This window comes from Micromonospora sp. NPDC049151 (genome assembly GCF_040648395.1).
Taxonomy (GTDB): Bacteria; Actinomycetota; Actinomycetes; order Mycobacteriales; family Micromonosporaceae; genus Micromonospora.
Window position 1 is genome coordinate 94,101 of record NZ_JBEZDP010000011.1, and the last position, 21,917, is coordinate 116,017.

Sequence of the window (21,917 nt, forward strand, 5' to 3'; positions counted from 1 at the left end):
CCGGAGCGTAACCGCGTCGCATCAGCCGCTCAGGTCACGCTCACACGGTCAGGAAGGCTCCCCCACGCGCGCGCCCCCGTACAACCGGACCCGGTGGTCGACGTCGCGGTCCGGCTCGCCGTACCCGTGCCGACGCGGACGGACGCGGATACGCCGCCGACCCGGGCAGCCGGTCCACGACGACCGACGCCCGGCCGTACCCGAGCCACAGCCCGGCCTCGCGGGCCAGCGCGACGCCGCCGGCGCGCACCCCTTCCCGGTCCTGGTAGCCGACCGCCTGGTCGGCGAGCACGTCGTGGACGACCACCTCGGCCTCCGGAAACGGCCCGGGCAGCGGCCTCGGCCGGGCGAGGCCGCTGCGGGCGTTCGCGGCCGGCGCACCGCGGGCGGCGGCGGTCCACCGGACGCGGACCCGCTGAATGAGGATCACCGGCCAGGTGTACCCGGAGCCTCAGCGATCAGCGCGGCATTAACGGCTATCCGGTCGGCCCCGAAGTCCTCGGTGGCGTCTCGCGGATGCCGCGGCACCCGGCTGCTCCGTCCTCAGGTCATGGTGAGGTAGAGCCGCTGACCGGCGGGCCGGTAGCCGACGTGCTCGTAGACGCGCCATGAGTCCTCGCCGCCGGCCTCCAGCCAGGCGACCTCGGTATCGGCGCCGAACAGTCGCCGGGTCACCTCGGCGGTGATCGCGGACGCCAGTCCCCGGCGGCGGTACGGACGGCGTACGGCGATGCCGGCCACCTCGCTGACCGCGCCGACCGGCGCGGCAGCACCGCCGCCGCCCGCGCAGGTGCCGTCGTCGCCCACGGCCATGACGGCCACGCCTCCGGCGTCCTGCTGACGCCGCAGCCGAGCCACGTCAGCCTCGGAGGGGACCGATTCGTCGCCGAACGCCTCGTTCTGCGCGCCGATCAGCGCCGCGCGCTGAGAATCGGCACCCGGTACGCACAGGTGGAAGTGGTCCGGCACGGGTGGGGACGCCAGCGTCTCCGGCACGCAGAGCAGGTAGGTGTGCCGGGCTTCCACGACGAAGCCGGCGGCGGTCAGCAGCGCCTCCAGATCGGGGACGCAACTGGTGACGTACTCCAGACGGGGTTTGCGGTCCGCGGCGCCGAACGCCGCGACCAGGGCGGTGACGTCGGCAGCGGTGACGGCGGCGCCGGGACGCGGCGTCGCGTAGTTGACGTACGGGCTGGTAGTGGTCGGGTCGAGCCCGAGCACGAAGGGCCCCACCTCGACCGGCGCGGGCCGGCGGGACAGGTTGACGACGACTGACTGCTGGATGCGGGCATCCATGTTCACCGTGAGACCTCGATGCATGACAGAAGCTGCGATGGGCGGAGGAATCGTCGGGCCGCCCCGCCGTGTCGCAGGCGCGCGACGGTCATCCGTCGCGTGGTCGACACTCAGGCGGCCGCTCGGCCTACCCGGATCACAGGCGTCATTCCCTCATGCGGAGTGCCCACGCGAATCGCGGGCTCGGCGACAACAATTCCTCGCCCGGTGCGAACCTGTCAATCGTCGACACCGACGACGAGGGCAGAGACGGCCGGCTCACGCTCCGGTGCCCTCGTCGAGGTCACCGGTGAAGCGAGTCGGGGGCACGCATCCGCCACGCGTCGGTGACCAGTTCCGTCAGGCGCTCGACGCCGACGTACGCCAGGCGCAGCATGACCAGGGGTGACCCGTCGTACGCGGGCGTGGTGAAGAAGAGGTCGGGCTCGCCCAGGAGCAACGCCTGCTTCTCCGCCTCGTCGCCCACGTACAGCACCGCGATGTCGGTGCGGATGCGGCGCGGTTTCCCGGGCGTCCGCTCGGGATAGGACCAGACGAATCCCTTGCCGGCGACCCGGAAGTCGAAGCCGTCGCTGTCGATCTCGACCACATGGGGCAGCGACAGCGCCACCCGGCGGACGTCGTCCGCGTCAACCACGACGGTCACCCCGGGACCCCGCCTTCCACACCGGCACAGCCTAGCCACCGTGCCCTGTCCCACGGCGATGTGCTGCGTCACGACCCGGCGCTGCGCGCGGTACTGGACGGCATGCGTGAACTGGCCGAACGGCACGGCGAGGACAACGTACGACTCGTCGTCTGGTTCGCCAGCTAACCCGGTCGCCGACCGTGTGGCGGCGAAAGTGTCGGGGGTGGCAGCTAGCTTGCCGGCGTGTTGGTAGTCGATGTGGAGAAGGCCGCGCTGTGTGAGTTCCTGGACTATCAGCGCGCGAGTGTCCGGGCCATCCTGGCGGATCTGGACGAGATCGCGTTGCGGACATCCGTCCTGCCCTCCGGATGGTCGCCGCTCGGGCTGGTGGAGCATCTCGGGCACGCGGAACGCCACTGGTTCCAGGAGGTCTTCCGTGGTGCGGCGGAGCCCTTGCCCTGGCCGGACGAGAACACACCACTGCGCACCACTCGACCGCCGCCCCACGTCTTCGCCTTCTACCGCGACCAGTGCGACATCTCGGACGCGATCATCGCCGGGGCCCCGCTGACGGCGGCACCCGCCGGCCGGCATCCGGACGAGACGATAGCGTCGCAGACCACCGACCTACGCCGGATCATTCTGCACGTCATCGAGGAGACCGCCCGGCACGCCGGCCACCTGGACGTCGTACGCGAACTGATCGATGGGCGCACCGGGCTCGGACCGCGCTGACCGGGCGGAGCGGCGCACCCGATAGCGCAAGTGGAGCACCCGGTCGCCCGGGATCACCACGTCCGGGTCCGCCAGCAGGTGCTGCGCGTCCACCGGCCCGAAGAAGCGCCTGCCGGACCCGAGGACCACTGGTACGACGTCCATGCGTACCTCGTCGACCAGGCCCGCGGCGAGCACCTGGCCTCCGACGTCACCGGCATCGGCGGCAGCGTCAGCCGGGGGTACGGCGGCGAACCCGCCAGCTAGTAGAGGTCGTCGATCAGCCCGTCCAGTGGCGGTCGCGGCACTCTGGACACGTACTCCACGCCCACAGCCTCGCGGACGGCCCACCGTCCTCGCCGACGCCTCGCCGGGGCGGGTTCACGAAAGCCGGCGCGGAACCGACACCAGCCCACCAGGATCAGTTCACCGATCCGTCGCCGTAGAGGGCCACGAGGACGCGGTGCCGCAGGATCTCGTACTGCCGGCGGCAACGCCCGGGTGGGCCGGGAGGGCGGTGCTGCACCTGACCGCCGACGACGATCTCCGGTGGCTGGAACTGGTCAGCAGTCAGGTCCACCTCACGGCCGTCGGCCAGTCGATTCCAGTAGTGGTGGCCGACCTTGGCGTCTCCGGCGAAGACCTCACCGAGGATCAGCTCTCCGCCGAGCAGGTCCTGAACGATCAACGCGGTCACCCCGCACTGACCACGGGCTGCGTTGCCGGCGTGCCAATCCCGCACATCGTGCGGGTCGCAGGTGTCCGCTCCCCAGCCGGCGCGCAGCGCCGGACGCAGCATCTCCAGGTCGATCGCGAGAGGGACTGATCGGTGGTCGCGCTCGTCAGACGTCACTCGGGAAGGGTCATCCCTCGACCGGGTCGAGAGTCAAGGAGTTCCTCGCGAAGAGGTCACCATGAGGTGTCATCCCCAGGGCCATACTGATTCGATGGATCCGCCGAGGCGCCTTTCTCCCGAGGCCCTGCTCACGAACCTGTACGCGGCGTTCAACGAGCGTGACATCCCTGCGCTGCTGGCCGCGATGTCGCCTGACGTCTCGTGGCCGAACGGCTGGGAAGGAGGCGTCCTTCGCGGCCGGGGCCAGGTGGGCGCCTACTGGCGACGGCAGTGGGACCAGCTCGAACCCGTCGTCACGCCGACCGCGTTCCGCACAGAGGCCGACGGTCGCATCGCCGTCACCGTTCATCAAGTCGTCCACGACAAGGCCGGAGCGAAGCTCGCGGATCACACCGTCACGCACGTCTACCGCCTCGACAACGGGCTGGTTTCCGCGATGGACATCCGCGAGTGACGCCACGTCCTCGTCGTTCGCACCGGCACCCGCTCGGATCGGCGACGAGTTTCGATACGGCGTCCGCATGACCGCCACGCACAGGAGGCAGGCGTGAAGCTATTACTCACATCCGCGGGTGTCCAGAACCCGAGCATCCACGATGCGCTGGTCGGCCTGCTGGGCAAGCCGATAGCCGAGTCCAACGCACTCTGCATCCCCACGGCGGCCTACCCGATGGGCGGTCCGGCCTCGGCCTGGCGTTTCATCACCGGCCAGACGCCACTGCCCATGACCGGTCTCGGCTGGAAGTCGCTGGGCGTCCTCGAACTGACGGCGCTGCCCAGCATCGGCGAGGAGCGATGGGTCCCCTGGGTCCGGGAGGCAGACGCCATCCTCGTGCATGGCGGCGACGCGACGTACCTGTGCCACTGGATGCGGCAGTCCGGCCTGGCGGCCCTCCTGCCGTCGCTGCGGGACACCGTCTGGGTGGGATTGAGTGCCGGCAGCATGGTGCTCACCCCACGGGTCGGCACGGAATTCGTCGAGTGGCAGTCCGCACCCGACGACCGCGCCCTGGGGCTCGTCGACTTCTCGATCTTCCCGCACCTGGGCCTCGAACCGTATAACACCATGGCCGCCGCCGAGAGATGGGCGGCCGAGATCGCCGGTCCGGCGTACGCGATCGACGACCAGACGGCCATCACGGTGGCCGACGGCACCGTCGAGGTGGTCTCCGAGGGAAACTGGAGGCACTTCCCCGCGTAGCGGCAGCTACCCGAGCAGCATGGCCGCCGCGGCCACTGTGGCCAGTGACAGCGTCGTGGTCACCACCACCGCCCGGTTGGCCACCGTCTCGCCGGTGCCGTACTCCTGGGCGAAGATGAACGTGTTCTGCGCCGTCGGCAGGCCCGCGCACACCACCACGGCGAGCAACTGCGGCGCGGGCAGGTGCAGGGCCAGCCCGGTCGCGTACGCGATGACCGGTTGTACGACCAGCTTCAGCGCGGTGATCACGGCGAGCGCGGCGGGCTCGGCCGGTTCGGCCAGTGACGACGCGGTGCGGTGCAGCGACGCGCCGAGCGCGACCAGCGCCGCCGGGGCCGTGGCGCCCGCCAGCAGGGTCAGCGGCGCGGCGGCCGCCGACGGCAGGCGCACGCCCGCAGCCGAGCATGCGACACCGAGCAGCGACGCCAGGATCACCGGATTGCGTACGGGCAGGGAGGCGATCCGGCGCACCCGCACCCGCCCGGCGGGGTCGCGGTGCCGGTCCAGCGCGACCAGGATCACCGGCGTCACCACCAGCACCTGGAGCAGCACCACCTCGGCCAGGAAAGACACGCTGCCGAGAACCTGCGTCGCGATCGGGATGCCGAGGTTCGCCGAGTTCACGTACCCGGCGGCCATGCCCCAGATCGGCCGTTCGCCGGGCTCGTGACCGAACAGCCGGCTCGCGCCGGCCCACCCGGCCCCGATCACCGCGGCGGTGCTCACCCCGAAGGCGAGCAGCGAGCGGCCGGCGAGCCCGGACAGCGGCATCCGGGACAGGGCCAGGAACAGGGCGGACGGCATCGCGAGGTGGAACACGAACCGGCCGAGCACGGAGGCAGCCGCCTCGCCCAGCAGGCCCCAGCGACAGGCCGCGTAGCCGATCGCGGTGAGGATCCAGATCGGTACGAACGCCGCCACCAAGCTCATCCGGGCGTCACCGAAGGGCGGACGTCCGTGGCGTAGGAGAGGCGCCGGGTGCGGAGCCGACCACCAGGAAGGTGTTGTCGGGCCACTCGTAGGACTGGTCGCCACCGGGCGGGGCGGGCCGGAGGAAGACGATCCGCACCGTGCGGGGCCACCAGCGGGTCGGCTCCGACCAGGAGCACTGCACCCGCCGCTCCCCCGTGTCGGCGCAGTCCCCGACCTGTTCCCATCCGTCGAGCTGCCCGGCGACGGCGGACCGGACCTGCTCCCAGGCGGTCGTGGACGGCATGGCGTACGTGTCGACCATCGGCCGGCCGCGGTCGTTGCTCAGGTCGACGGAGACCTCGAGCGCCCGGTTGTCGACGACGTCCTCGTACGCGCCTTCCGGCAGCACGGTGGACGCCCCGGACGGCGCCGCGACGGAGACCGGTTCACCGGCCGTCGACCAGCGCACCCCGGCCACCGTCGCCGCGACCACGGCCAGCACGACAATCACCCCGGCGATCACCAGACGAACTCGCACAGGCGGGAGTCTATGAAGATGGCGCCAGCCGGACGAGTTCAGGCAACCCGCCGTCGCGACCGTCAACCCGGATTGCCGCCGTAGAGGGCGACGAGGACGCGGTCCCGCAGGATCTCGTACTGTCGGCGGCACCGGACGGGTGGTCCCGGCGGGCGCTGCTGAGCCTGACCGCCGACAACGACTTCCGACGGCTGGAACTGGTCAGCAGTCAGGTCCACCTCGCGGCCGTCGGCCAGTCGATTCCAGTAGTGGTAGCCGACCCTGGCGTCCCCGGCGTGGACCTCGCCGAGGATCAGCTCTCCGCCGAGCAGGTCCTGAATGATCAGTGCGGTCACCCCGCATTGACCACGGGCTGGGTTGCCGGCGTGCCAATCCTGCACGTCGTGCGGGTCGCAGGTGTCCGCTCCCCAGCCGGCGCGCAGCACCGGCCGCAGCGTCTCCAGGTCGATCGCGAGTGGGACTGATCGTCGGTCGTGCTTCTCAGACGTCACCCGGGAAGGGTCGGCCCTCGACCGGGTCGAGAGTCAAGGGAACCCGCCAACCGCCTAGGATGGTCCCGGTGACCTTCCCCGAACGGCGATCCGCCGACGTCCCGACCGACGAAGAACGGGTCGACGAGGCCCTGCGGTTGCTCTCCGGCCCGCCGGTCGCGCTCGACGTCGCCGTCAAGCGCCTCGCCCGTGGCAGCGGCGTCTACGCCTGGTGGGCCCCGCCCTCGGTCCTTCCCGACCTCCCCGGGCCACCGAACGACAGCGACCCGTCGCGGCGGTTGCTCTATCTCGGCCGGGCAACCAGCCTGCGGGGCCGGATCCTGCGCAACCATCTGCGACGGTCGGGCAGCTCGACGCTGCGCCGCACGCTGGCCGGGCTCCTCGTGTCCGAGGGCTACCGGACGACCTGGACCGACCGCGTCGTCCTGGTCCCCGAGGACGAGACGCGGCTGACCGCGTGGATGCACACGCACCTGCGCCTGACCTGGGCGGAGGACCCCGAGCCGGCGGACATCGAGGCCGAACTCGTCCGGCGTCTACACCCGCCGCTCAACGTCCACGGCGTCGACCCCGAGCACATCCAGGCAGCAGTGGTCGCCGCCAAGAACTCGTACAACGTCAGCAGCGGCCCGGCGCAGCCCTAGCCTTACGCCGTCAGTGCGGCTTCCAGATCCCGGCGGGTGAGGGCAGCGCGGAGGTGCAGTCCCTCGGCCGCCAGGTTCTCCCGGCCGCCCTGCTCGCGGTCGATGGCGCAGACCACCGTCTCCACCTGCGCGCCGACCGACCGCAGGTGTCCGCACGAGGCCAGGAGCGCGCCGCCGGTGGTCACGACGTCCTCGATCACCACGACCCGCAGACCGCTCACGGGCCCGCCCTCGGCCACCTTCGCGGTGCCGTACTCCTTCGCCTGCTTCCGCACGAAGACCGTGGGCAGCCCGGTCAGCTGTGACATCACCGTGGCGATCGGAATGCCACCCATCTCCATCCCCGCCAACACGTCGCACTCCGGCAGCAGAGCGACCATCGCCTCGGCGACCTCGCGCAGCAGCTCGGGCTTCCCCTCGAACAGGTACTTGTCGAAGTACTCGTCGCTGACCTGCCCGGATCGCAGATGGAACCGGCCGGTGAGATGGCAGGTGTCATAGACGCGGCGCGCGAGCGGGTGAGTCACCCGCTCAGTCTCGCATTCGCCGCACGATCGGCCGGGATCACACGATCCGTCGAGTGCGTACCCGTCGCTGTAGTGGAACTTCTCGTCCCCGGCCCGCAACACGCTCACCGCACCCACCCCAGGAACCGCCGATGCAACGCCCCGGCCGGCGCCCAGCTCAGATCCGCCGTCGCCCGCACCAACTGCGCCCCCAGGTACACCGCAAGCGACACCGGCGCGCCCTCGTACTCCGCAAGCAGCTCCCGCCGCCGCGTCGCGCACGGCCACGGCGCACCGCACCCGCCACACGTCCAGACCGGCGGCACCGGCCCGTGGGTGCTCACCCGCGCACCCCGAGGAAGCGGGCGACGCTCGCGCGCGCCTGCCGGCTGGTCGCCCACGCGACCTGCCAGCAGGGGTACGGAGTCAGCCGCGCCCACCACAGCCGGCAACCCACGCACATGCCGTCCAGACCCCGTACGTGCACCGCGAGGATCGCCTGTTCCGCAGTGCTCACTGGTCCTCCTGCGACGGCCAGTGACCGCGATTGATCGGTACGCGGTGCCGGTTCCGGCACGGCAGGTCCGCACCACACCGGCACACCCACCGCCACTTCCGCCACGACCAGGCCGGGCGATGCCGGCGTACGAGCGTCGACGCGACAGCGAGGAGGTAACCCTCGTACGGCAGGCGCCGCTCGACGGGTGCGACGAAGTCGGCGTCCCGGCGCGGCGCTTGGGCCGCTGCCGACTCACCGGGCGCTGCCTGCGAGTGATCCGATTCAGCCAGTGCGAGAATCCGCCTCTTCGCCGCCTCCCATTCGGCCTGCTGCGTCTCCTGCCCCGTGCGGCGCCAACCGTTTCGCCCGCCCATCACCACCTCCGTCCGCTCCGGCGCGACGGATCACTTCACAAGGAAGTGCGGCGCGCCCGGCAGGATGAGGCGCTTCCTCACCCGAAAACGGACACTAGGGCCGCATGGTGATGGAGAAATTACCGCTGGTTATGCCGCCAGGCTGATGCCCAGACGCCCGGCCAGCAGACGAAGCTCGTTCGGCACGGCCCGCCGCTTGGCCCGCTGCGCCATCGCGACGACGGCGTCCTGGGCGAGCGGGTTGAGCGAGAACGGCACCGGCGCGGCCTGCTCGGCGCGCACGAACGCCGCGATCGCCTCGTTGTCCCGGCGACCGGAATCGGCCAGCGCCCGCCCGAGGTCGAGCCAGTACGACATCTGCCGGATCGACGCCGCCAGCACCTGCGGCCGTACCGTGCGGGACAGCTCGATCACCCGGCCCGGCTCGCCGGACTCGGCCGCGATGGACATCTCCCACAGCGTCACGTTCGTCGGCCCGAAACCGCAGCCGTTGAACCCCATGCCGTCCGCCGGGTCGCCGAGGGTCGCCGCTTCCCGGGCAGCCTCGGTCAGATGGTCACGCGCGTCGTCGAGGTGCCCGCTGACTGTCGAGGCCAGAGCCGCAGACAGGTGCAACTGGCCGAGCATCTGCCGGACCCGCTCGTCGGAGGCGGCGGACTGAAGCTCCGCGAGCGACCGGTCAGCCGCCCGCGCGGCGAGCGAAGCGGACTCGATCGGCAGGCTCTGCGCGTACGCGAAACGGGTCGCGCCCAGCCACGCCGCCTCCTCCACGTCCTCGGCCGCCGTCACCGCCACCCGCGCCGCGTTCAACGCCAGGTGGCGGTACCCGAGGTGCCGCAGGCAGGCCGACGCCTGGTACGCCACCTGCGCGAGCGCCGGCCCGTCTGCCGCAGCCGCCTCCAACAGCAGGCCGGGCAGCATCTGGGCCATGGCCGGAAAGTTGGAGCGGTGACGGAGCCGCTCACTGCGGGCGATTCCCGCCGCCAGTTCCTCAGGGGTACGCGTCGACGGCCGCCGCTCACCGTCCTCGATCTCGATCAGCGCCGACCAGATTGCCGGCACGCACTCAGCCGCGCGCTCGCGTGCCGGATCGCCCGTCTCGGTGCCCTGACCGAGCAGGTCCGCGACGGTGATCTGCAACGCGGCGGCGACGGCGACCAGAGTGGAGCGCCTGTCGATCGTCTTACGGCCGGACTCGACCTGGGAGATGTAGGACTGGCTGACCCCGGCGAGCCCGGCGAGGACGGCCTGGCTCATCCCGCCACGGCGCATCCGCCAGTAGCGGATCCGGGCACCGATCGTGTCGGCCTTGCTGGCCATGTCTCGCCTGCCTCCCAGGACGAGGGCTGGGACTTCGGCACCGGCCGGTGAGCCGGCATACCCGTGCGCCAGTGTACGTGGATCGGTGCTCTCGCATTGACGTCGAGGGGTTCCTACCTGCCGCTCCCCCGCGCTCTGTGGTCGACTGGTTGGGCTGACCGGAGGTGCCGCCGACATGCCAATGCCGCCTGCCTACTTGGCTATCGCCGCCGACCTACGTGCCGCGATCCTGTCCGGAGAGCTGCCCACCGGAGCGAGGTTGCCGTCCGAGTCCGGCCTGATGCGCCAGTACGACGTGAGCCGGACCGTCGCCAAGTGGGCCATCGCCGTGCTGAAGGGCGAGGGCATCGTGGAGGGTCGCGCCGGATCCGGCGTATACGTCCGAGGCACCACCCGGCTGGTTCGTCACGCCCGGGGCCGCGATGTTCGCTCCGACGACGGGCCGACTTCCCCGTTCGCGCGCGACGCGGCCGGCGCCGGGCAGCAGGGCACCTGGGAGCACGACAGCCGACATGAGCGGGCCGATGAGCGGATTGCCGCCCGGCTCGGCATCGAGCCGGGCGCACCGGTGATGCGGACGTCGTACCGCTTCCTCGCCGACGGTGAACCGATACAGCTTTCCGTGTCGCACGAGCCTCTTGCTCTCACCAAGGACACTCCGATCGAGTGGCCCGAGGACAGCGACGTGAAGGGCGTCGTCGCACGCATGGACACCATCGGCGTGCGGGTCGACGAGGTTGTGGAGCGCGTCAGCCTTCGCTCGGCGACCGCAGAGGAGGTCGAGGCGCTCAACCTGCCGGCCCGCACGTTCGTGCACACCATCGAGCGGACCTACACCGCGGGCGGTACGCCGGTGGAGACGGCCGACATCGTGCTACCAGGCGGCCGGTATGACCTCGTCTACCGTCTCCCCATCGACTGACGACTGGCGAGGGGGATGCGGTGTCGACGAGCTCAGCGGGTGAGAGGGCACTTCCGGTGGACAACGATCCTCATGCAGGAGCCATGAGCTTCATCTTCGAGGCGGGCGCGCTCAAGCGCGCCGCGCGCACCGGATGGTGGTTCGCCGGCGTGAAGCATCCGGAGTCGATCGCCGAACACTCGTTCCGCACGGCGCTCATCGGCATGATGCTCGCGGCCATGGAGGGCGCCGACCCGGCTCGCGTCTCGATGTTGTGCATCCTGCACGACACGCAGGAAACCCGGATCACCGACATCCCCCACATCGCCAAACGCTACCTCACCGCTGCGCCCAACACCGCCGTCACCGCCGACCAGGTCGCCGACTGCCCGCCCGCCGTAGCCGATCTGATCAACGCTGCCGTCGCCGAGTACGAGGCCGGCGAAACCCTGGAAGCGGTCGTGGCCCGGGACGCGGACAAGTTGGAGTGCCTCGTCCAAGCGGTCGAGTACCGGCATCAGGGAGTCGCGGACGTTCAACGCTGGATCGATAGCTCGCAGGCGGCACTCAAGACGCCGTCCGCCCAGCCTGACATAGACGTCGGCTGCCGCCCGGCTCCCTCCGGCTTCCACATCTGCCGATGAGAGTGTCACCCTGGGTAGTCTCTCAGGTAGCGACTGACGGTAATGCTGGCACAGATTCCCCGACGGGCTCACGAGACGCGGGCCAATGGGGTGCAATAATGCGTTGCAGCCCCTGGTGCGAGGCGTCGAAATGCCGCAAATGCAAGATTCCTAAGATAAGTCACATGTTGGAGAGATGTTGAGCCGGGGAAGAACCAAATTGAGGCCGGAGCAGTTCACGATGTGGTGGCTAGACGCTCAACCGCAAGCGCCGCGAGAGGAAGACGCGAACCGCCGCGCCAGGCATGACGAGGCTGATGCGTCTATCAGAAAAATAGCTGGAGTATTTGTCGCGCTCGGCCAGGCTGGCGAGCTTGGGCTAGTCGAGCAAGTACTCAGGGATGAGCGGCGGATCGGTTACACCGAGAGGATGAGCTACGCGGAAATTGCGGCGGGTGCCGCTCTTGTTGCGGGTGACCCTGGCGTTCGGCTACTAACCGAGATTGCCGCAGATCAAAGTTATAAATCATGGGCCAAGTATGCAGTCAGGGCGTTGTGGCTGGCGGCCTCGGGCGAAGCTATCCCAGGTGATGGCTACACTAGGTCCCTGTTAGGCAAGTCGTTTCCGATCGCTGATGGCGCCCGGCGGGAGGCGAAGATTGCTCTCGACGAACTAATCAATGCGTCGAAGGAGAATCGGTCGCTGTTCTCGAGGGTAATGACACTTGCCAGCGAGGAAGCCAGCGCCAATCATGTGGTCGGCGGAGTTAATGACTTCTCTCACTACGTAATGAGGGTGTTCGCGGCCGGCTCAATCTCTGTCCCCCCTTCGCTCCTCGATGATTTCGAAGCCTTGGTGGCCCAAGATCTCGGAGAATCGAGCTACCAGGAATTTCTCAAGCATCATCCTACTGTCCTGGATCCCTTAGCTGCAGAGGTAGTGCCGAAACATCAGTTTGGTGACGACTACGTCCCGGATTTCGTCATCAGGAGGCACGATTTCCGGTACCTGGTGGTTGAGATTGAGAAGCCAAAGGACAGAATCTTCAACAAGAAGGATGACTTTACCGGAGAGTTCTCCCATGCCCTGGGGCAAGTTCTCGACTTCCAAGGCTGGGTTGCGGAACGTGGTGAATATGCTCGCAGCAAGCTTCCAAGCATTGAAAATCCGCGAGGACTCCTGGTTATCGGGAGAAGGTCGGCTCTGACGGAGAAGCAAGAGAAAAAGCTGCGGCGCTGGTGTGTTAACAGCAGTCTTATCGATGTTGTTACCTTCGACGACTTGGTGATCTCTGGGCGTCAGTTATTCAGAAGCCTCCATGGCCTACTTCACGAGAACGGAGGGCGCGGTAACTGAAGGTAGGCTCTTTGGGGCGAATTCCTCGCTGCTGCTGCGCTGCGTGCGCTCATGCCGACGGGAGTGCCGGTGGAGCCAGTTTGTGATTCACCACAAGGCGAGCTGCCGCTCAGGGTAGCTGACGCCCTGGGATCAAAGCGTGACTTCCTTGATGAGGACACGTAGGCGTCCGATGCCCCCCACGAGGCAGCTTTAAAGTCTTTGGTCCCCGGTGCAGCCGCAAGCACTTGGTCACTCCTAATGTGAACTTCTGTCCCATGAAGGGAAGCGCATTGAAGCTTCTCATGCGCACAGCGTGGGTCGTACGAGAACGGGTGCGTTGCACCGAGGGCACCCGATTTCGGCACCGCGTAAGATCACGGCGTGACGGACTCGACGCCCCATTGGCTCCCCGAGCGCCATCTCGGCGTCGCCGCGACGCTCTCGCATGCGGATGAGCTCATCGGACAGGTCGGCGATCTGCTCTATGGCTACCAGACACAGTCCCACGGCGTGATCGGCTTGCGTGAGGTACCGGCGGGGCCGGTCAGTCGGACCGTCGTGGGCAGCGTGGCTCCGATCCCACGCAAAGTGCCACTCCTCGTCGCCGACGCGTTGGTGGCACTACGGGCCGCGCTTGAGCACGCGCTGTTCGCCGAAGTCGAGTTTCTGGATGGCGCGCCGCTCGACGAGAAGGCGGCCAGGCTGGTCGAAATGCCCGCGTCGGACACATGCGAAAAGTTCGAGGAGTGGACGAAGAAGCAGCTCCGTAACCGTCCGGCAGCGCTGCGAGCTGGCAGCGAACTCGTGCGGCGGATCGATCGCCTACAGCCCTTTCACCGTCAGAGCGATCCTCAGATGCACCCTCTGGCTCGACTGGTGCTCCACACGAACCACGCAAAGCACAGGACGCCCGCGATCACTGCGGTCCGCTTGGCTGCCATGTACCAGGATAACCGGTTGCCCCGCTCGGTCCGCGACCTGCCACCGCAGCCCGAAGAGCCGCTGCGTGTGGGGGACGTCATCGCGGAGACACCGATCGGCACCATCATTCCCGTCACCCTGTTTCCAACGGTCGGGATCAATCGACCGGGCACGGGCCAGTGGCCAGTGCTGATGCAGGAGCTCGATGAGATCTGCCATTGGGTCCGCACCCAGGCGGTGCCGCGCCTAGTCACGGGCACGGAGCCGCCCGAGCCAGCGCTTCCGACGCGCTATGAGATCGTCGTTGGTCATCAGGACGAACGCCGCGCTATATCGATGGGTTCGACGACATCAGCCGCACAATGCCACGCTCGGCGCTTAAGCGCGGCAGTCGTACGGACCGACCTGGCCGATCTGATCGGCCAAGTGGACAGCTCCCCGGACGGCAAGCAGATCGCAGCGTGGCTGGCCCAGTTGGCCGACGAGGAGGTGCTCGATCGGATGTCGAGGCTAAGGTTGACCAATACCTACGACCCCGGCGCCATGCTGCAGAACATCGAAGTGCTGAAGGGACTCCGTGACGAGGCTCTGAGATTTGCCGGGTGCTGACGCCTGGTCTCGCTTGACCGAAGGCAGGTATCACCCGGGCCATCAGCGGCTTGCGACACGATGGCGTCGAACTCGCAGATAGGTTTTACTGTTCTGCCGCCTTCCGGGCGTACTGACCAGCAGGGCCGTTACTCGCCGTCCGAGTGCCAGATCCGCTCGAACTCGACACCCGTGATCTCGAAGCCACTCCAGTCTTCATCCGAGTCGTAGAGGCTGGCTTGGCCGAGGCCTCCGTAGCGGTCTTCGCCGCACTTGGGCCCATAACGAAGGACGTGGCCTGCGTCGTACACCTCGATCTGGCGGACGGGCCAACCGTCATCGCCAACCTCGAGATACCAGAGCGAGCGGCCCCAGTCGTCGAACTCATCGCCTCTGGTCTCGTTCCAACGACGGCGATAGAAGCGGTTCGGCACGGCGGCAGAATACCGTCACGCGACATCCTCTTCTGCCGCGCTGGGGACGTGGCCCTGACTGCTACCGAGATCGAGGTAGAGCGGCAGGCGTCCCATCCAATTCGTCAAGCAGTGCCTGTAACCGGTCGCGGCATCGCAGGATGAGGCTGGAGATTTCGTCGAAGGTCGCCGCGCTGACGAGTCCGTTCTCGAACCACATCGCGCGCACGGCGGTCCGGCCCTGCGCCAGGTATGTCGCGGCGGCCTCGATCAGCCCGGTGAACTCGTCACGGTGGTCCGGTGAAGCGAGCTGAGCGGATCGTCGCGCCGTGCGCAACGGCTCGTCGGCAGCGGTGAAGATCGCGGCACGATCGTCGTCGGCCTGGCTGGCGCCGATGCCTGCGAGAAGGTACTCCAACTCGGTCGCGGCTAACGTCAGCCTGCCAACGGCCATGACCGTCTCGTCGGTAAGTCGCCGCATCGGCCAACCGTAGCGGACTTGGACCCACATCCAGCTTCCTCTCATGCCGCCGACCGGGCGCGGCCGGTTTCACCGCAGCCATGGCAGGGCGGGATCACGAGCGCAGACGGTACAGGTCATGGGCTCTTCTGCTACGAGGTGAGCGGCTTGGTCCGGCCCGGCTACAGGCTTCCCGAGTCCGGCCAGTTGGACCAGTGGGTGTTGGGCGGCAGGCTCGGCGCGTATCGCCTGAGGTCGCCGGTTGTCAGGACATCGGCAATCTGGCGGAAGGTCTCAGACTCGCTGGGTCGTAGCCCGCCGGCCAGGTCGGGGTGGTTCCACTGGTCCAGCCGGAGCACCTCGGGTATGTCGACCCGGATTCGGCGCCGCAGTTCTTCCTCGTCGGCAAGGAGAAGCTCGCGATGGCGTGGAACGAGCCGGCGCAGCACGTCGACCAGGTCCTCGCCCGGCTCGGCCGCAAGGGCGATCGTCTGGCCACGAACCACTACCGGTCCTCCCCGGTAGGTCTCGGGCTCGTCGGGGTCTTCTGTCTCGTCCCAGTTGTCGACTCGGTCGAGAAAGTCACCGTTGCCATAGCCAGGTTCGCCGCTGGTCAGGCAGTTGCCGAACACGTGGAGCACGTCGGTGAGGTTGCCGGCCCGTGGCGAATAGCCGACCGCCTCGACGATGAGGGCCCACTGCTCAGCGTCACGATACCCATGTAGCCGAACGTCAACAGCGTAGTTGTAGCCGTGGCCCAAGTCCGGAAACAGGAACTCCTCGGCTGCGGCGTCGAACTGTTCGAGGACCTCGACCGAGCGCATAGCCGAGCAGTGTAACCAGGCACGCCCGTGACCCGAGACGCCCGCACATGCCGCTGACCGTCTGTTGGCCGCTCGACCGGGCTTCCGCAACTGCCGAGAACGGTGCGTCATCGAGCCCCTGATGCGGCCGACACCGGCGGACCGGCGAAATCCACCGCGTACGTTGTGTAGGCCCACAGACGAACGTGACGGGGCGTGCTGCTATGACGCTGTGGAGTCCTCCTCATCGGCGTCACAGGGTGGCCGGTGCGTCAGTCAGGCCGTGGCGGGCATCCACCGCTCGAGCAGCGTGGGGTCGGCAACGACGGACTCAACCTGACGACGCTCCTCCATAGTCAGGCTGAGTTGCCTAAGCCTGGCGCCCCACTCCGGCACCCGTTCCGACTCCTCCAGTGCCGTCGACAGCTCGATGAGCACGGCCAGCGCCATTGCCTGCTGCACGGTCGGTGCGCTGTCGCCGTGGCGGCGCAGTCCCGAGTTCAGGGCTCGGAAGGCATGCCGGTCGTCGTTCTTGAACTCGCGCAGGATCCGAGCGTTGTCCAGAACCCGGGCAAGCCCTTGCATCTGCTTGGAGCCGCCGTACTCCAACTCCGTCGGCTCGTCGCGCTGGATGAAGATGATCGAGTTTCCCGACGGGTCCGTGACGGTGAACCGTGAGGCGCCGGGCCGGTACCGCGTTATCCGAGGTAGCCCTTTGGCAAGCACCCTCCCGTACGTGCGGCGCATCGCCTCGGTGAACGCTGCGTGGTACGGCGCGACCGTATCGACCATTACCAGGCATCCGCCGGTGTTCTCCGGCGGGTCCAGGTTGCTGGACGCGCGCCCGTAGTGCAGCTCGAATCCGCGCCACCGGAACGCCAGGTATAGGTAGGGCTTCGTCTGTTCGTAGGTCACAGCGAAGCCCAGGGCGCGCCAGAAGGCCAGGGTTTCCTCCGGTGCCACACAGGGCAGCATCGGCACGGTGGTCTCGTTGGGCTGGACACCTTCGTCAAGCATCATCAGCACCTTTTGTTCAACAGGGCAGGCGACGCAGCAGTCTGCCAAACCCGCGACCATCACGCACGTGCGAGAACTCCAGGCAGCACCGACACGGTGCTTAGTGGCTCTGGTGGTGACGGCGGGGCTGGCTTTGCCGGACCCACACGGCTCAGAACCAGCTCTCCCGCATGTCCAGCGTGGTCCGATCCAGCCCCTCCAGCAGGTCGAACTGCGCCCCCACCTTCGGCAACTCCCACCTGTAGAAGTACCGCGCCGCCTGCCTCTTCCCCGCCAGGAACTCCCCCTCGGCCCCGTCCGGCGACCCGAGCGCCTCCACCACCAGCACCTGCTCCAGCCACATCCACGCGATCACCACGTGCCCGACCGCCTCCAGGTACACCGAGGCGTTCGCCAGCGCCAGCTCCGGATCACCCGGAGCCCACAGCCGTCGCGTCACCACGGCGATCCGGTCCACCGCGACGGCGAGCTGACCGGCCAGCTCCGAGGCGAACCCCTCCGCCTTCCAGGCCCGGGTGACGGTGCCGCGGATCGTCTCCAGCAGCAGTTCCAGCGCGGCGCCGTCGCGCATGGTGACCTTGCGGCCGAGCAGGTCCAACGCCTGGATGCCGTGGGTGCCCTCGTGGATGGCGTTGAGCCGGTTGTCCCGCCAGTGCTGCTCGACGTCGTAGTCGCGGGTGTAGCCGTACCCGCCGTGCACCTGGATGGCCAGGTCGTTGGCGGCCAGGCACCACTGGGCCGGCCAGCTCTTGGTGATCGGGGTGAGCAGGTCCAGCAGCAGCTGCGCCCGTTCGCGGTCGGCCTCGGCGGGCGCGGTCTTCCGCTCGTCGAGCAGCCGTCCGCAGTAGAGCACCAGCGCGAGTGCGCCCTCCACGTAGCTCTTCTGGGCCAGCAGCATCCGGCGTACGTCGGGGTGGGCGACGATCGGCACCTGCGGCGTGGTGGGGTCCTTGTCGGCGACCGGGCGGCCCTGCGGGCGCTGCCGGGCGTACGCGACGGACTTCAGGTACGCGGTGTAGCCGAGCGCGGTGGCGCCGGCCCCGATGCCGATGCGCGCCTCGTTCATCATGTGGAACATCACGGCGAGCCCCTGGTGTGCCTGCCCCACCAGGTAGCCGACCGCCCCGGCGCGCCCGTACGGGCGGTGCACGCCCTCGCCGAAGTTCAGCAGCGTGTTTGTGGTGCCCCGGTAGCCGAGCTTGTGGTTGAGGCCGACCAGCGCCACGTCGTTGCGCGGCCCGAGGTTGCCGTCGTCGTCGAGCAGCACCTTCGGCACGATGAACAGGGACAGGCCCTTCACGCCGGGCGGCGCTCCGGGGATGCGGGCCAGCACCAGGTGGACGATGTTCTCGGCCAGCTCGTGGTCGCCGCCGGAGATCCACATCTTGGTGCCGACGACCCGGTAGGTGCCGTCGTCCTGCGGCTCGGCCCGCGTGGTGAGGTCGGTCAGGGAGCTGCCGGCCTGCGGCTCGGACAGGCACATGGTGCCGAAGAACCGGCCCTCGACCATCGGACGGACCCAGGTGTCGATCTGCTCGGTGCTGCCGTGGGCGAGCAGCAGGTTGGCGTTGCCGAGGGTGAGCATCGGGTACGCCGACGTGCCCACGTTCGCGGCCTGGAACCAGGCGAACGCGGCGGCGGCCACCGTGTGCGGCAGTTGCAGGCCGCCCACCGACTCGTCCATGGTGGCGGCGAGCAGCCCGGTCTCGGCGAACGCCGCCAGGGCGGCCTTGACCTGCGGGATGGTCCGCACCCGCTGCCCGTCGAACGTGGGTTCGCCGGTGTCGGCGGCCCGGTTGTGCGGGGCGAAGCGTTCGGCGGCGACCCGCGCGGCGAGGTCCAGCACCTCGTCGACGGTCTCCCGGGTGTGCTCGGCGTAGCGGGGGCGCTCGGTCAGCCGGGTCACGTCAAGCCAGTCGTGCAGCAGGAACGCGAGGTCACGGCGGGACAGCAGCAAATCGGACGAGGACAATGTGGACTCCTTCCGGTCAGCCGCGGCGCAACCCGGCAACGGCCTCCCGCAGGTCATCCTGACCGATCGGAGCCGGCGGCGCACCCTCCGCCGCCTCCCGCAGTGCCTTGGCGAGTTGCACCCGGCGCAGTGCCTCCCGCAGGTCCGCGCCGGTCAGACCGGCCGTGTCGGCCGCCAGGGCGGCCGGGTCGAGGTCGTCGGCAAACATTTTGAAGCCCGGCCGTTCGTGCCGCTCGATCAGCTCGCGGACCATCTTGGTGAGGATCTCGGCGCGTCCGTTCTCGTCCGGCGCCGGAATGGCGATCTTCAGGTCGAAGCGGCCGGAGCGGATCAGCGACGCGTCCACGCGCTGCGGGAAGTTGGTGGTGGCGACCACGATGACGTCGGGGTTCTCCTCGAACAGCGTGTTCATCTCCTGCTTGAAGATGCCCGCTACCGCGTTGACCGCCTGGCTGGCCGCGTCGCCGCCCGCGCCGGCGTAGCTGATGATCGAGTCGAACTCGTCGAACAGCATCACTGTGGGCCGCCGGTAGCGGCGTGCCTCCCGGAAGATGCGCTTGATGTTGCGTTCCGAGCCGCCGAGGTACTTGTCCAGGATCTCCGGGGTACGGATCTCCACGAAGTCCGCGCCGACCTCGTTCGCCAGCGCCCGGGCCAGCATGGTCTTGCCGGTGCCGGGCGGCCCGTACATCAGGATGCCCTGTGGCCGGCGCGCGCCCCAGCGGGCCATCGCCGCCGGGTGCCGGAACGACACCGCCACCTCGCGGAACCGCGCGACCACGTCGGACAGCCCGCCGACCTGGTCGAGGGTCACCGCCGCGCTGCGCGGCCCGGCCGCCGTCACCGGTCGCCGCCCCACGAGGTACGTCCGTCCGCGCAGCACCGTCGGCTCGTCGCTGTCGCCGGACAACTCGCGTACGGCCTGGAGCAGCAGGCCCAGCACGGCATGCAGGTGCGCCGGTCCCACCTCGGCGCTTGGTACGTCGGCGCGGATGCGTACCGTGCCGTTGGCCTGGTCGACGCGGGGCCGCAGCCCGGCTTCCCGGGCCGTGCGCAGCACCTCCCGGCCGGCCTCGTCGCCCGGCGGCGCGGCGAGCGTGGCGACCGGTCGCGGCCAGATCCGCCGACCGGCCTCCGCGGCCATCCGGCCCACCGCGGCGGCCGGGCCGTCGCCGCCGCGCGCGGCCAGCCGCTCGGCGAGCAGCACGCCGACCGGCCCGGCCAGACCGAGGGCGATCAGGCCCGCCGGTGTGTTCTCCACCCGCAGGTACGCCTCGAAGCGGTGCACCGGCTGCCCATCTGCGGCGTCGGCGCGCACGGTGCAGCGCATCTCCCGCACCGGGGCCGGGAAGTCGCCGTCGACCAGCAACTCCACCGGCCCGTCGACGGCGGCGGCGAGCAGCCCAGCCGCGCCGGCGATGCGCACCTCGGCGCCGAGCAGCGGCACCGTCTCCTCGTCCGGCCGTACCTCGGTCATCGGCTGCCCTCTCCTCGCGGCGGCGTCCGCTTCCCTCGCGTGGGTCCGCCTCCGAGTCTGGCACCGCCCCGGCCGGGCGGCCACCGCTCAGCCGCCGCCGCTCATCTGGCCGCCGCTCACCCGGCCGCTGCTCAGCTCGCCTCGGCGAGCAGGCCCTCGACCAGGTCGCGGGGCAGTCCGTGGGTGTCGTGCAGCCAGTGGTAGTCGCGCTCGGACAGCGGCCCGCGCGCCCGTACCCGGTCGACGAGCGGCCGTCCGCGTCGCAGCAGCCCCCGGAAGCGGTGTTCCTCGTCCACGAGCGTCGCGTGCGGCGAGCCGACGTCGACCGGCCGCGTGCTCCGATCGGGCAGCTGGCGGAAGCGGTGCAGCGTGTCCGCGTACACCAGGGGTGGCAGGTCGCCCAGGGTGCGCGCCGGGTCGTCGCGCCACAGCACGGTGAGCGCGCGGCGCAGCAGCCGCCGCAGCACGTACCCGCGACCGGTGTTGCCGGGGCGTACCCCGTCACCGAGCACGACCACGGCGGACCGCAGGTGGTCGGAGACCACGCGCAGGTCCTCGCCGCGCAGGTCCCACCGCTCCGCCACCTCGTCCACCCATTGGCGCAGGCCGTCGCCGGTGAACACGGACCGGTCGCCGCGCAGCACCATCTCCAGCCGCTCCAAACCCATGCCGGTGTCGATGCTGGAGTGCGGCAGCGGCGTGAGCCGCCCGTCGGGGTGCCTGTGGTAGCGCATCTGCACGTGGTTCCACACCTCCACCCAGCGCGCGTCGGTGCCCGGCGTGCCGGTCGGCGGGCCGTCGCCTGTCCACACGAAGATCTCCGAGTCGGGTCCACACGGGCCGGTCGGGCCGTTGGACCACCAGTTGTCCTCGCCCAGCGCCTCCACCGGCACGCCGAGCGCGGTCCAGGTGTCGCGCGCGGTGTCGTCCGGCCCGAGCCGGTCGTCGCCGCCGAACACCGTCGCGTGCAGCCGCCCCGCCGGGATGCCGAACCCGTCGGTGAGCAGCTCGAAGCCCCAGCGCAGGCTGGTCGCGATGCCGTAGTCGCCGAGCGTCCAGGAGCCGAGCATCTGGAACACGGTCAGGTGCGTGTCGTCGCCTACCTCGTCCAGGTCCGTCGTGCGCAGGCACCGCTGCACGTTCGCCAGTCGCCGTCCGCCCGGGTGCGGGCGCCCCAGCAGGTACGGCGTGAGCGGGTGCATGCCGGACGTGGTGAACAGCACCGGGTCGCCGGGCGGCGGGATGAGCGAACTCTCCGGCGCGTCGCGGTGGCCGTGCCTGTGGTAGTGGTCGAGGAACGTCCGGGTGATGTCGTCTGGTGTCATGGCGGGTGCCTTCCGGCTACGGGTGACCGGACGGCCCGCCGCGCGCGTTGACGTCGACACGACGACGCCGGCGGACCGTTTCCGGTCGCCGGCGTGGGT

General features: G+C 69.4%; 25 protein-coding genes and 2 pseudogenes. 8 read left to right on the forward strand and 19 right to left on the reverse strand.

Annotation, left to right across the window (positions count from 1 at the left end; genetic code table 11):
• Positions 1 to 40: 40 nt before the first annotated feature.
• From AB0B20_RS15330 to AB0B20_RS15340, 3 genes are all read right to left on the reverse strand, one after another.
• On the reverse strand, positions 41 to 430 hold the full coding sequence (locus AB0B20_RS15330) for a hypothetical protein (protein WP_357471085.1): 390 nt from the start codon (positions 428 to 430) through the stop codon (positions 41 to 43).
• Between the two features lie 113 nt (positions 431 to 543).
• On the reverse strand, positions 544 to 1,296 hold the full coding sequence (locus AB0B20_RS15335) for a GNAT family N-acetyltransferase (RefSeq protein WP_357390634.1): 753 nt from the start codon (positions 1,294 to 1,296) through the stop codon (positions 544 to 546).
• 283 nt (positions 1,297 to 1,579) lie between these two features.
• Positions 1,580 to 1,933 (reverse strand): hypothetical protein, encoded by a 354-nt coding sequence (locus AB0B20_RS15340; protein WP_357390636.1) that lies wholly within the window; start codon positions 1,931 to 1,933, stop codon positions 1,580 to 1,582.
• Positions 1,934 to 2,167: 234 nt separating this feature from the next.
• Between AB0B20_RS15340 and AB0B20_RS15345 the strand changes: the two genes are divergently transcribed.
• The gene (locus AB0B20_RS15345; RefSeq protein WP_357390604.1) at positions 2,168 to 2,659 is read left to right on the forward strand and encodes a DinB family protein; all 492 of its coding nucleotides are present in this window, start codon (positions 2,168 to 2,170) and stop codon (positions 2,657 to 2,659) included.
• 9 nt (positions 2,660 to 2,668) lie between these two features.
• On the opposite strand, the pseudogene AB0B20_RS15350 reads toward AB0B20_RS15345, so the two are convergent.
• Positions 2,669 to 2,857: pseudogene (locus tag AB0B20_RS15350) on the reverse strand (dihydrofolate reductase family protein); the annotation flags it as partial.
• Between the two features lie 202 nt (positions 2,858 to 3,059).
• Positions 3,060 to 3,491, reverse strand: a complete 432-nt coding sequence (locus AB0B20_RS15355; RefSeq protein ID WP_357390606.1) for a hypothetical protein — start codon at positions 3,489 to 3,491, stop codon at positions 3,060 to 3,062.
• A gap of 94 nt (positions 3,492 to 3,585) precedes the next feature.
• Between AB0B20_RS15355 and AB0B20_RS15360 the strand changes: the two genes are divergently transcribed.
• Complete coding sequence (locus tag AB0B20_RS15360; protein WP_357390608.1) at positions 3,586 to 3,948, forward strand: nuclear transport factor 2 family protein; 363 nt, start codon at positions 3,586 to 3,588, stop codon at positions 3,946 to 3,948.
• A gap of 93 nt (positions 3,949 to 4,041) precedes the next feature.
• On the forward strand, positions 4,042 to 4,695 hold the full coding sequence (locus AB0B20_RS15365) for a Type 1 glutamine amidotransferase-like domain-containing protein (protein WP_357390610.1): 654 nt from the start codon (positions 4,042 to 4,044) through the stop codon (positions 4,693 to 4,695).
• 6 nt (positions 4,696 to 4,701) lie between these two features.
• Here the strand turns inward: AB0B20_RS15365 and AB0B20_RS15370 are convergent, their stop codons facing one another.
• From AB0B20_RS15370 to AB0B20_RS15380, 3 genes are all read right to left on the reverse strand, one after another.
• Positions 4,702 to 5,625: an AEC family transporter gene (locus AB0B20_RS15370; RefSeq protein WP_357390612.1), complete on the reverse strand. Its 924-nt coding sequence runs from the start codon at positions 5,623 to 5,625 to the stop codon at positions 4,702 to 4,704.
• 7 nt (positions 5,626 to 5,632) lie between these two features.
• Positions 5,633 to 6,145, reverse strand: coding sequence for a hypothetical protein (locus AB0B20_RS15375; RefSeq protein WP_140946045.1), 513 nt, complete (start codon positions 6,143 to 6,145; stop codon positions 5,633 to 5,635).
• Positions 6,146 to 6,207: 62 nt separating this feature from the next.
• Complete coding sequence (locus tag AB0B20_RS15380; RefSeq protein ID WP_357390614.1) at positions 6,208 to 6,636, reverse strand: hypothetical protein; 429 nt, start codon at positions 6,634 to 6,636, stop codon at positions 6,208 to 6,210.
• A 59-nt stretch (positions 6,637 to 6,695) separates the two neighbouring features.
• Here AB0B20_RS15380 and AB0B20_RS15385 point away from each other — a divergent pair, with 59 nt between their 5' ends.
• A complete protein-coding gene (locus AB0B20_RS15385) occupies positions 6,696 to 7,280 on the forward strand; it encodes a GIY-YIG nuclease family protein (protein WP_357390616.1) in 585 nt (194 codons plus the stop codon).
• A 2-nt stretch (positions 7,281 to 7,282) separates the two neighbouring features.
• Here the strand turns inward: AB0B20_RS15385 and pyrE are convergent, their stop codons facing one another.
• The 4 genes and pseudogenes from pyrE to AB0B20_RS15405 all read right to left on the reverse strand — a co-directional run bounded on the left by pyrE (position 7,283) and on the right by AB0B20_RS15405 (position 9,979).
• Positions 7,283 to 7,807, reverse strand: a complete 525-nt coding sequence (gene pyrE / locus AB0B20_RS15390) for an orotate phosphoribosyltransferase (protein ID WP_043324701.1) — start codon at positions 7,805 to 7,807, stop codon at positions 7,283 to 7,285.
• 104 nt (positions 7,808 to 7,911) lie between these two features.
• On the reverse strand, positions 7,912 to 8,130 hold the full coding sequence (locus AB0B20_RS15395; RefSeq protein ID WP_357471089.1) for a hypothetical protein: 219 nt from the start codon (positions 8,128 to 8,130) through the stop codon (positions 7,912 to 7,914).
• Positions 8,127 to 8,471: pseudogene (locus tag AB0B20_RS15400) on the reverse strand (hypothetical protein); the annotation flags it as partial. The gene AB0B20_RS15395 and the pseudogene AB0B20_RS15400, both read right to left, overlap by 4 nt.
• Positions 8,472 to 8,788: 317 nt before the next feature.
• Positions 8,789 to 9,979 carry a helix-turn-helix domain-containing protein gene (locus AB0B20_RS15405; protein WP_357390618.1) on the reverse strand — a complete coding sequence of 397 codons (1,191 nt, stop codon included), beginning with the start codon at positions 9,977 to 9,979 and terminating at the stop codon, positions 8,789 to 8,791.
• A gap of 175 nt (positions 9,980 to 10,154) precedes the next feature.
• On the opposite strand from AB0B20_RS15405, the gene AB0B20_RS15410 reads away from it, so the two are divergent.
• The 4 genes from AB0B20_RS15410 to AB0B20_RS15425 all read left to right on the forward strand — a co-directional run bounded on the left by AB0B20_RS15410 (position 10,155) and on the right by AB0B20_RS15425 (position 14,372).
• The gene (locus AB0B20_RS15410) at positions 10,155 to 10,901 is read left to right on the forward strand and encodes a GntR family transcriptional regulator (protein WP_357390620.1); all 747 of its coding nucleotides are present in this window, start codon (positions 10,155 to 10,157) and stop codon (positions 10,899 to 10,901) included.
• Positions 10,902 to 10,984: 83 nt separating this feature from the next.
• Positions 10,985 to 11,524, forward strand: a complete 540-nt coding sequence (locus AB0B20_RS15415) for an HD domain-containing protein (RefSeq protein WP_357471094.1) — start codon at positions 10,985 to 10,987, stop codon at positions 11,522 to 11,524.
• A 175-nt stretch (positions 11,525 to 11,699) separates the two neighbouring features.
• Positions 11,700 to 12,860, forward strand: a complete 1,161-nt coding sequence (locus tag AB0B20_RS15420) for a Shedu immune nuclease family protein (RefSeq protein WP_357390624.1) — start codon at positions 11,700 to 11,702, stop codon at positions 12,858 to 12,860.
• A gap of 363 nt (positions 12,861 to 13,223) precedes the next feature.
• Positions 13,224 to 14,372, forward strand: coding sequence for a hypothetical protein (locus AB0B20_RS15425; protein WP_357471097.1), 1,149 nt, complete (start codon positions 13,224 to 13,226; stop codon positions 14,370 to 14,372).
• Positions 14,373 to 14,500: 128 nt separating this feature from the next.
• On the opposite strand, the gene AB0B20_RS15430 is transcribed toward AB0B20_RS15425, so the two are convergent.
• The 7 genes from AB0B20_RS15430 to AB0B20_RS15460 form a co-directional block, all read right to left on the reverse strand.
• Positions 14,501 to 14,785, reverse strand: coding sequence for a hypothetical protein (locus AB0B20_RS15430; RefSeq protein WP_357390628.1), 285 nt, complete (start codon positions 14,783 to 14,785; stop codon positions 14,501 to 14,503).
• A 61-nt stretch (positions 14,786 to 14,846) separates the two neighbouring features.
• Positions 14,847 to 15,245, reverse strand: coding sequence for a hypothetical protein (locus AB0B20_RS15435; RefSeq protein ID WP_274477829.1), 399 nt, complete (start codon positions 15,243 to 15,245; stop codon positions 14,847 to 14,849).
• 161 nt (positions 15,246 to 15,406) lie between these two features.
• The gene (locus AB0B20_RS15440) at positions 15,407 to 16,048 is read right to left on the reverse strand and encodes a hypothetical protein (RefSeq protein ID WP_357390630.1); all 642 of its coding nucleotides are present in this window, start codon (positions 16,046 to 16,048) and stop codon (positions 15,407 to 15,409) included.
• Positions 16,049 to 16,303: 255 nt separating this feature from the next.
• Positions 16,304 to 17,047: a glyoxalase gene (locus tag AB0B20_RS15445; RefSeq protein ID WP_357471100.1), complete on the reverse strand. Its 744-nt coding sequence runs from the start codon at positions 17,045 to 17,047 to the stop codon at positions 16,304 to 16,306.
• A 148-nt stretch (positions 17,048 to 17,195) separates the two neighbouring features.
• A complete protein-coding gene (locus AB0B20_RS15450; RefSeq protein ID WP_357471103.1) occupies positions 17,196 to 19,016 on the reverse strand; it encodes an acyl-CoA dehydrogenase in 1,821 nt (606 codons plus the stop codon).
• Positions 19,017 to 19,032: 16 nt separating this feature from the next.
• A complete protein-coding gene (locus AB0B20_RS15455; protein ID WP_357471107.1) occupies positions 19,033 to 20,493 on the reverse strand; it encodes an ATP-binding protein in 1,461 nt (486 codons plus the stop codon).
• Between the two features lie 131 nt (positions 20,494 to 20,624).
• Positions 20,625 to 21,818 (reverse strand): alanine--tRNA ligase-related protein, encoded by a 1,194-nt coding sequence (locus AB0B20_RS15460; protein WP_357471111.1) that lies wholly within the window; start codon positions 21,816 to 21,818, stop codon positions 20,625 to 20,627.
• Positions 21,819 to 21,917 lie beyond the last annotated feature (99 nt).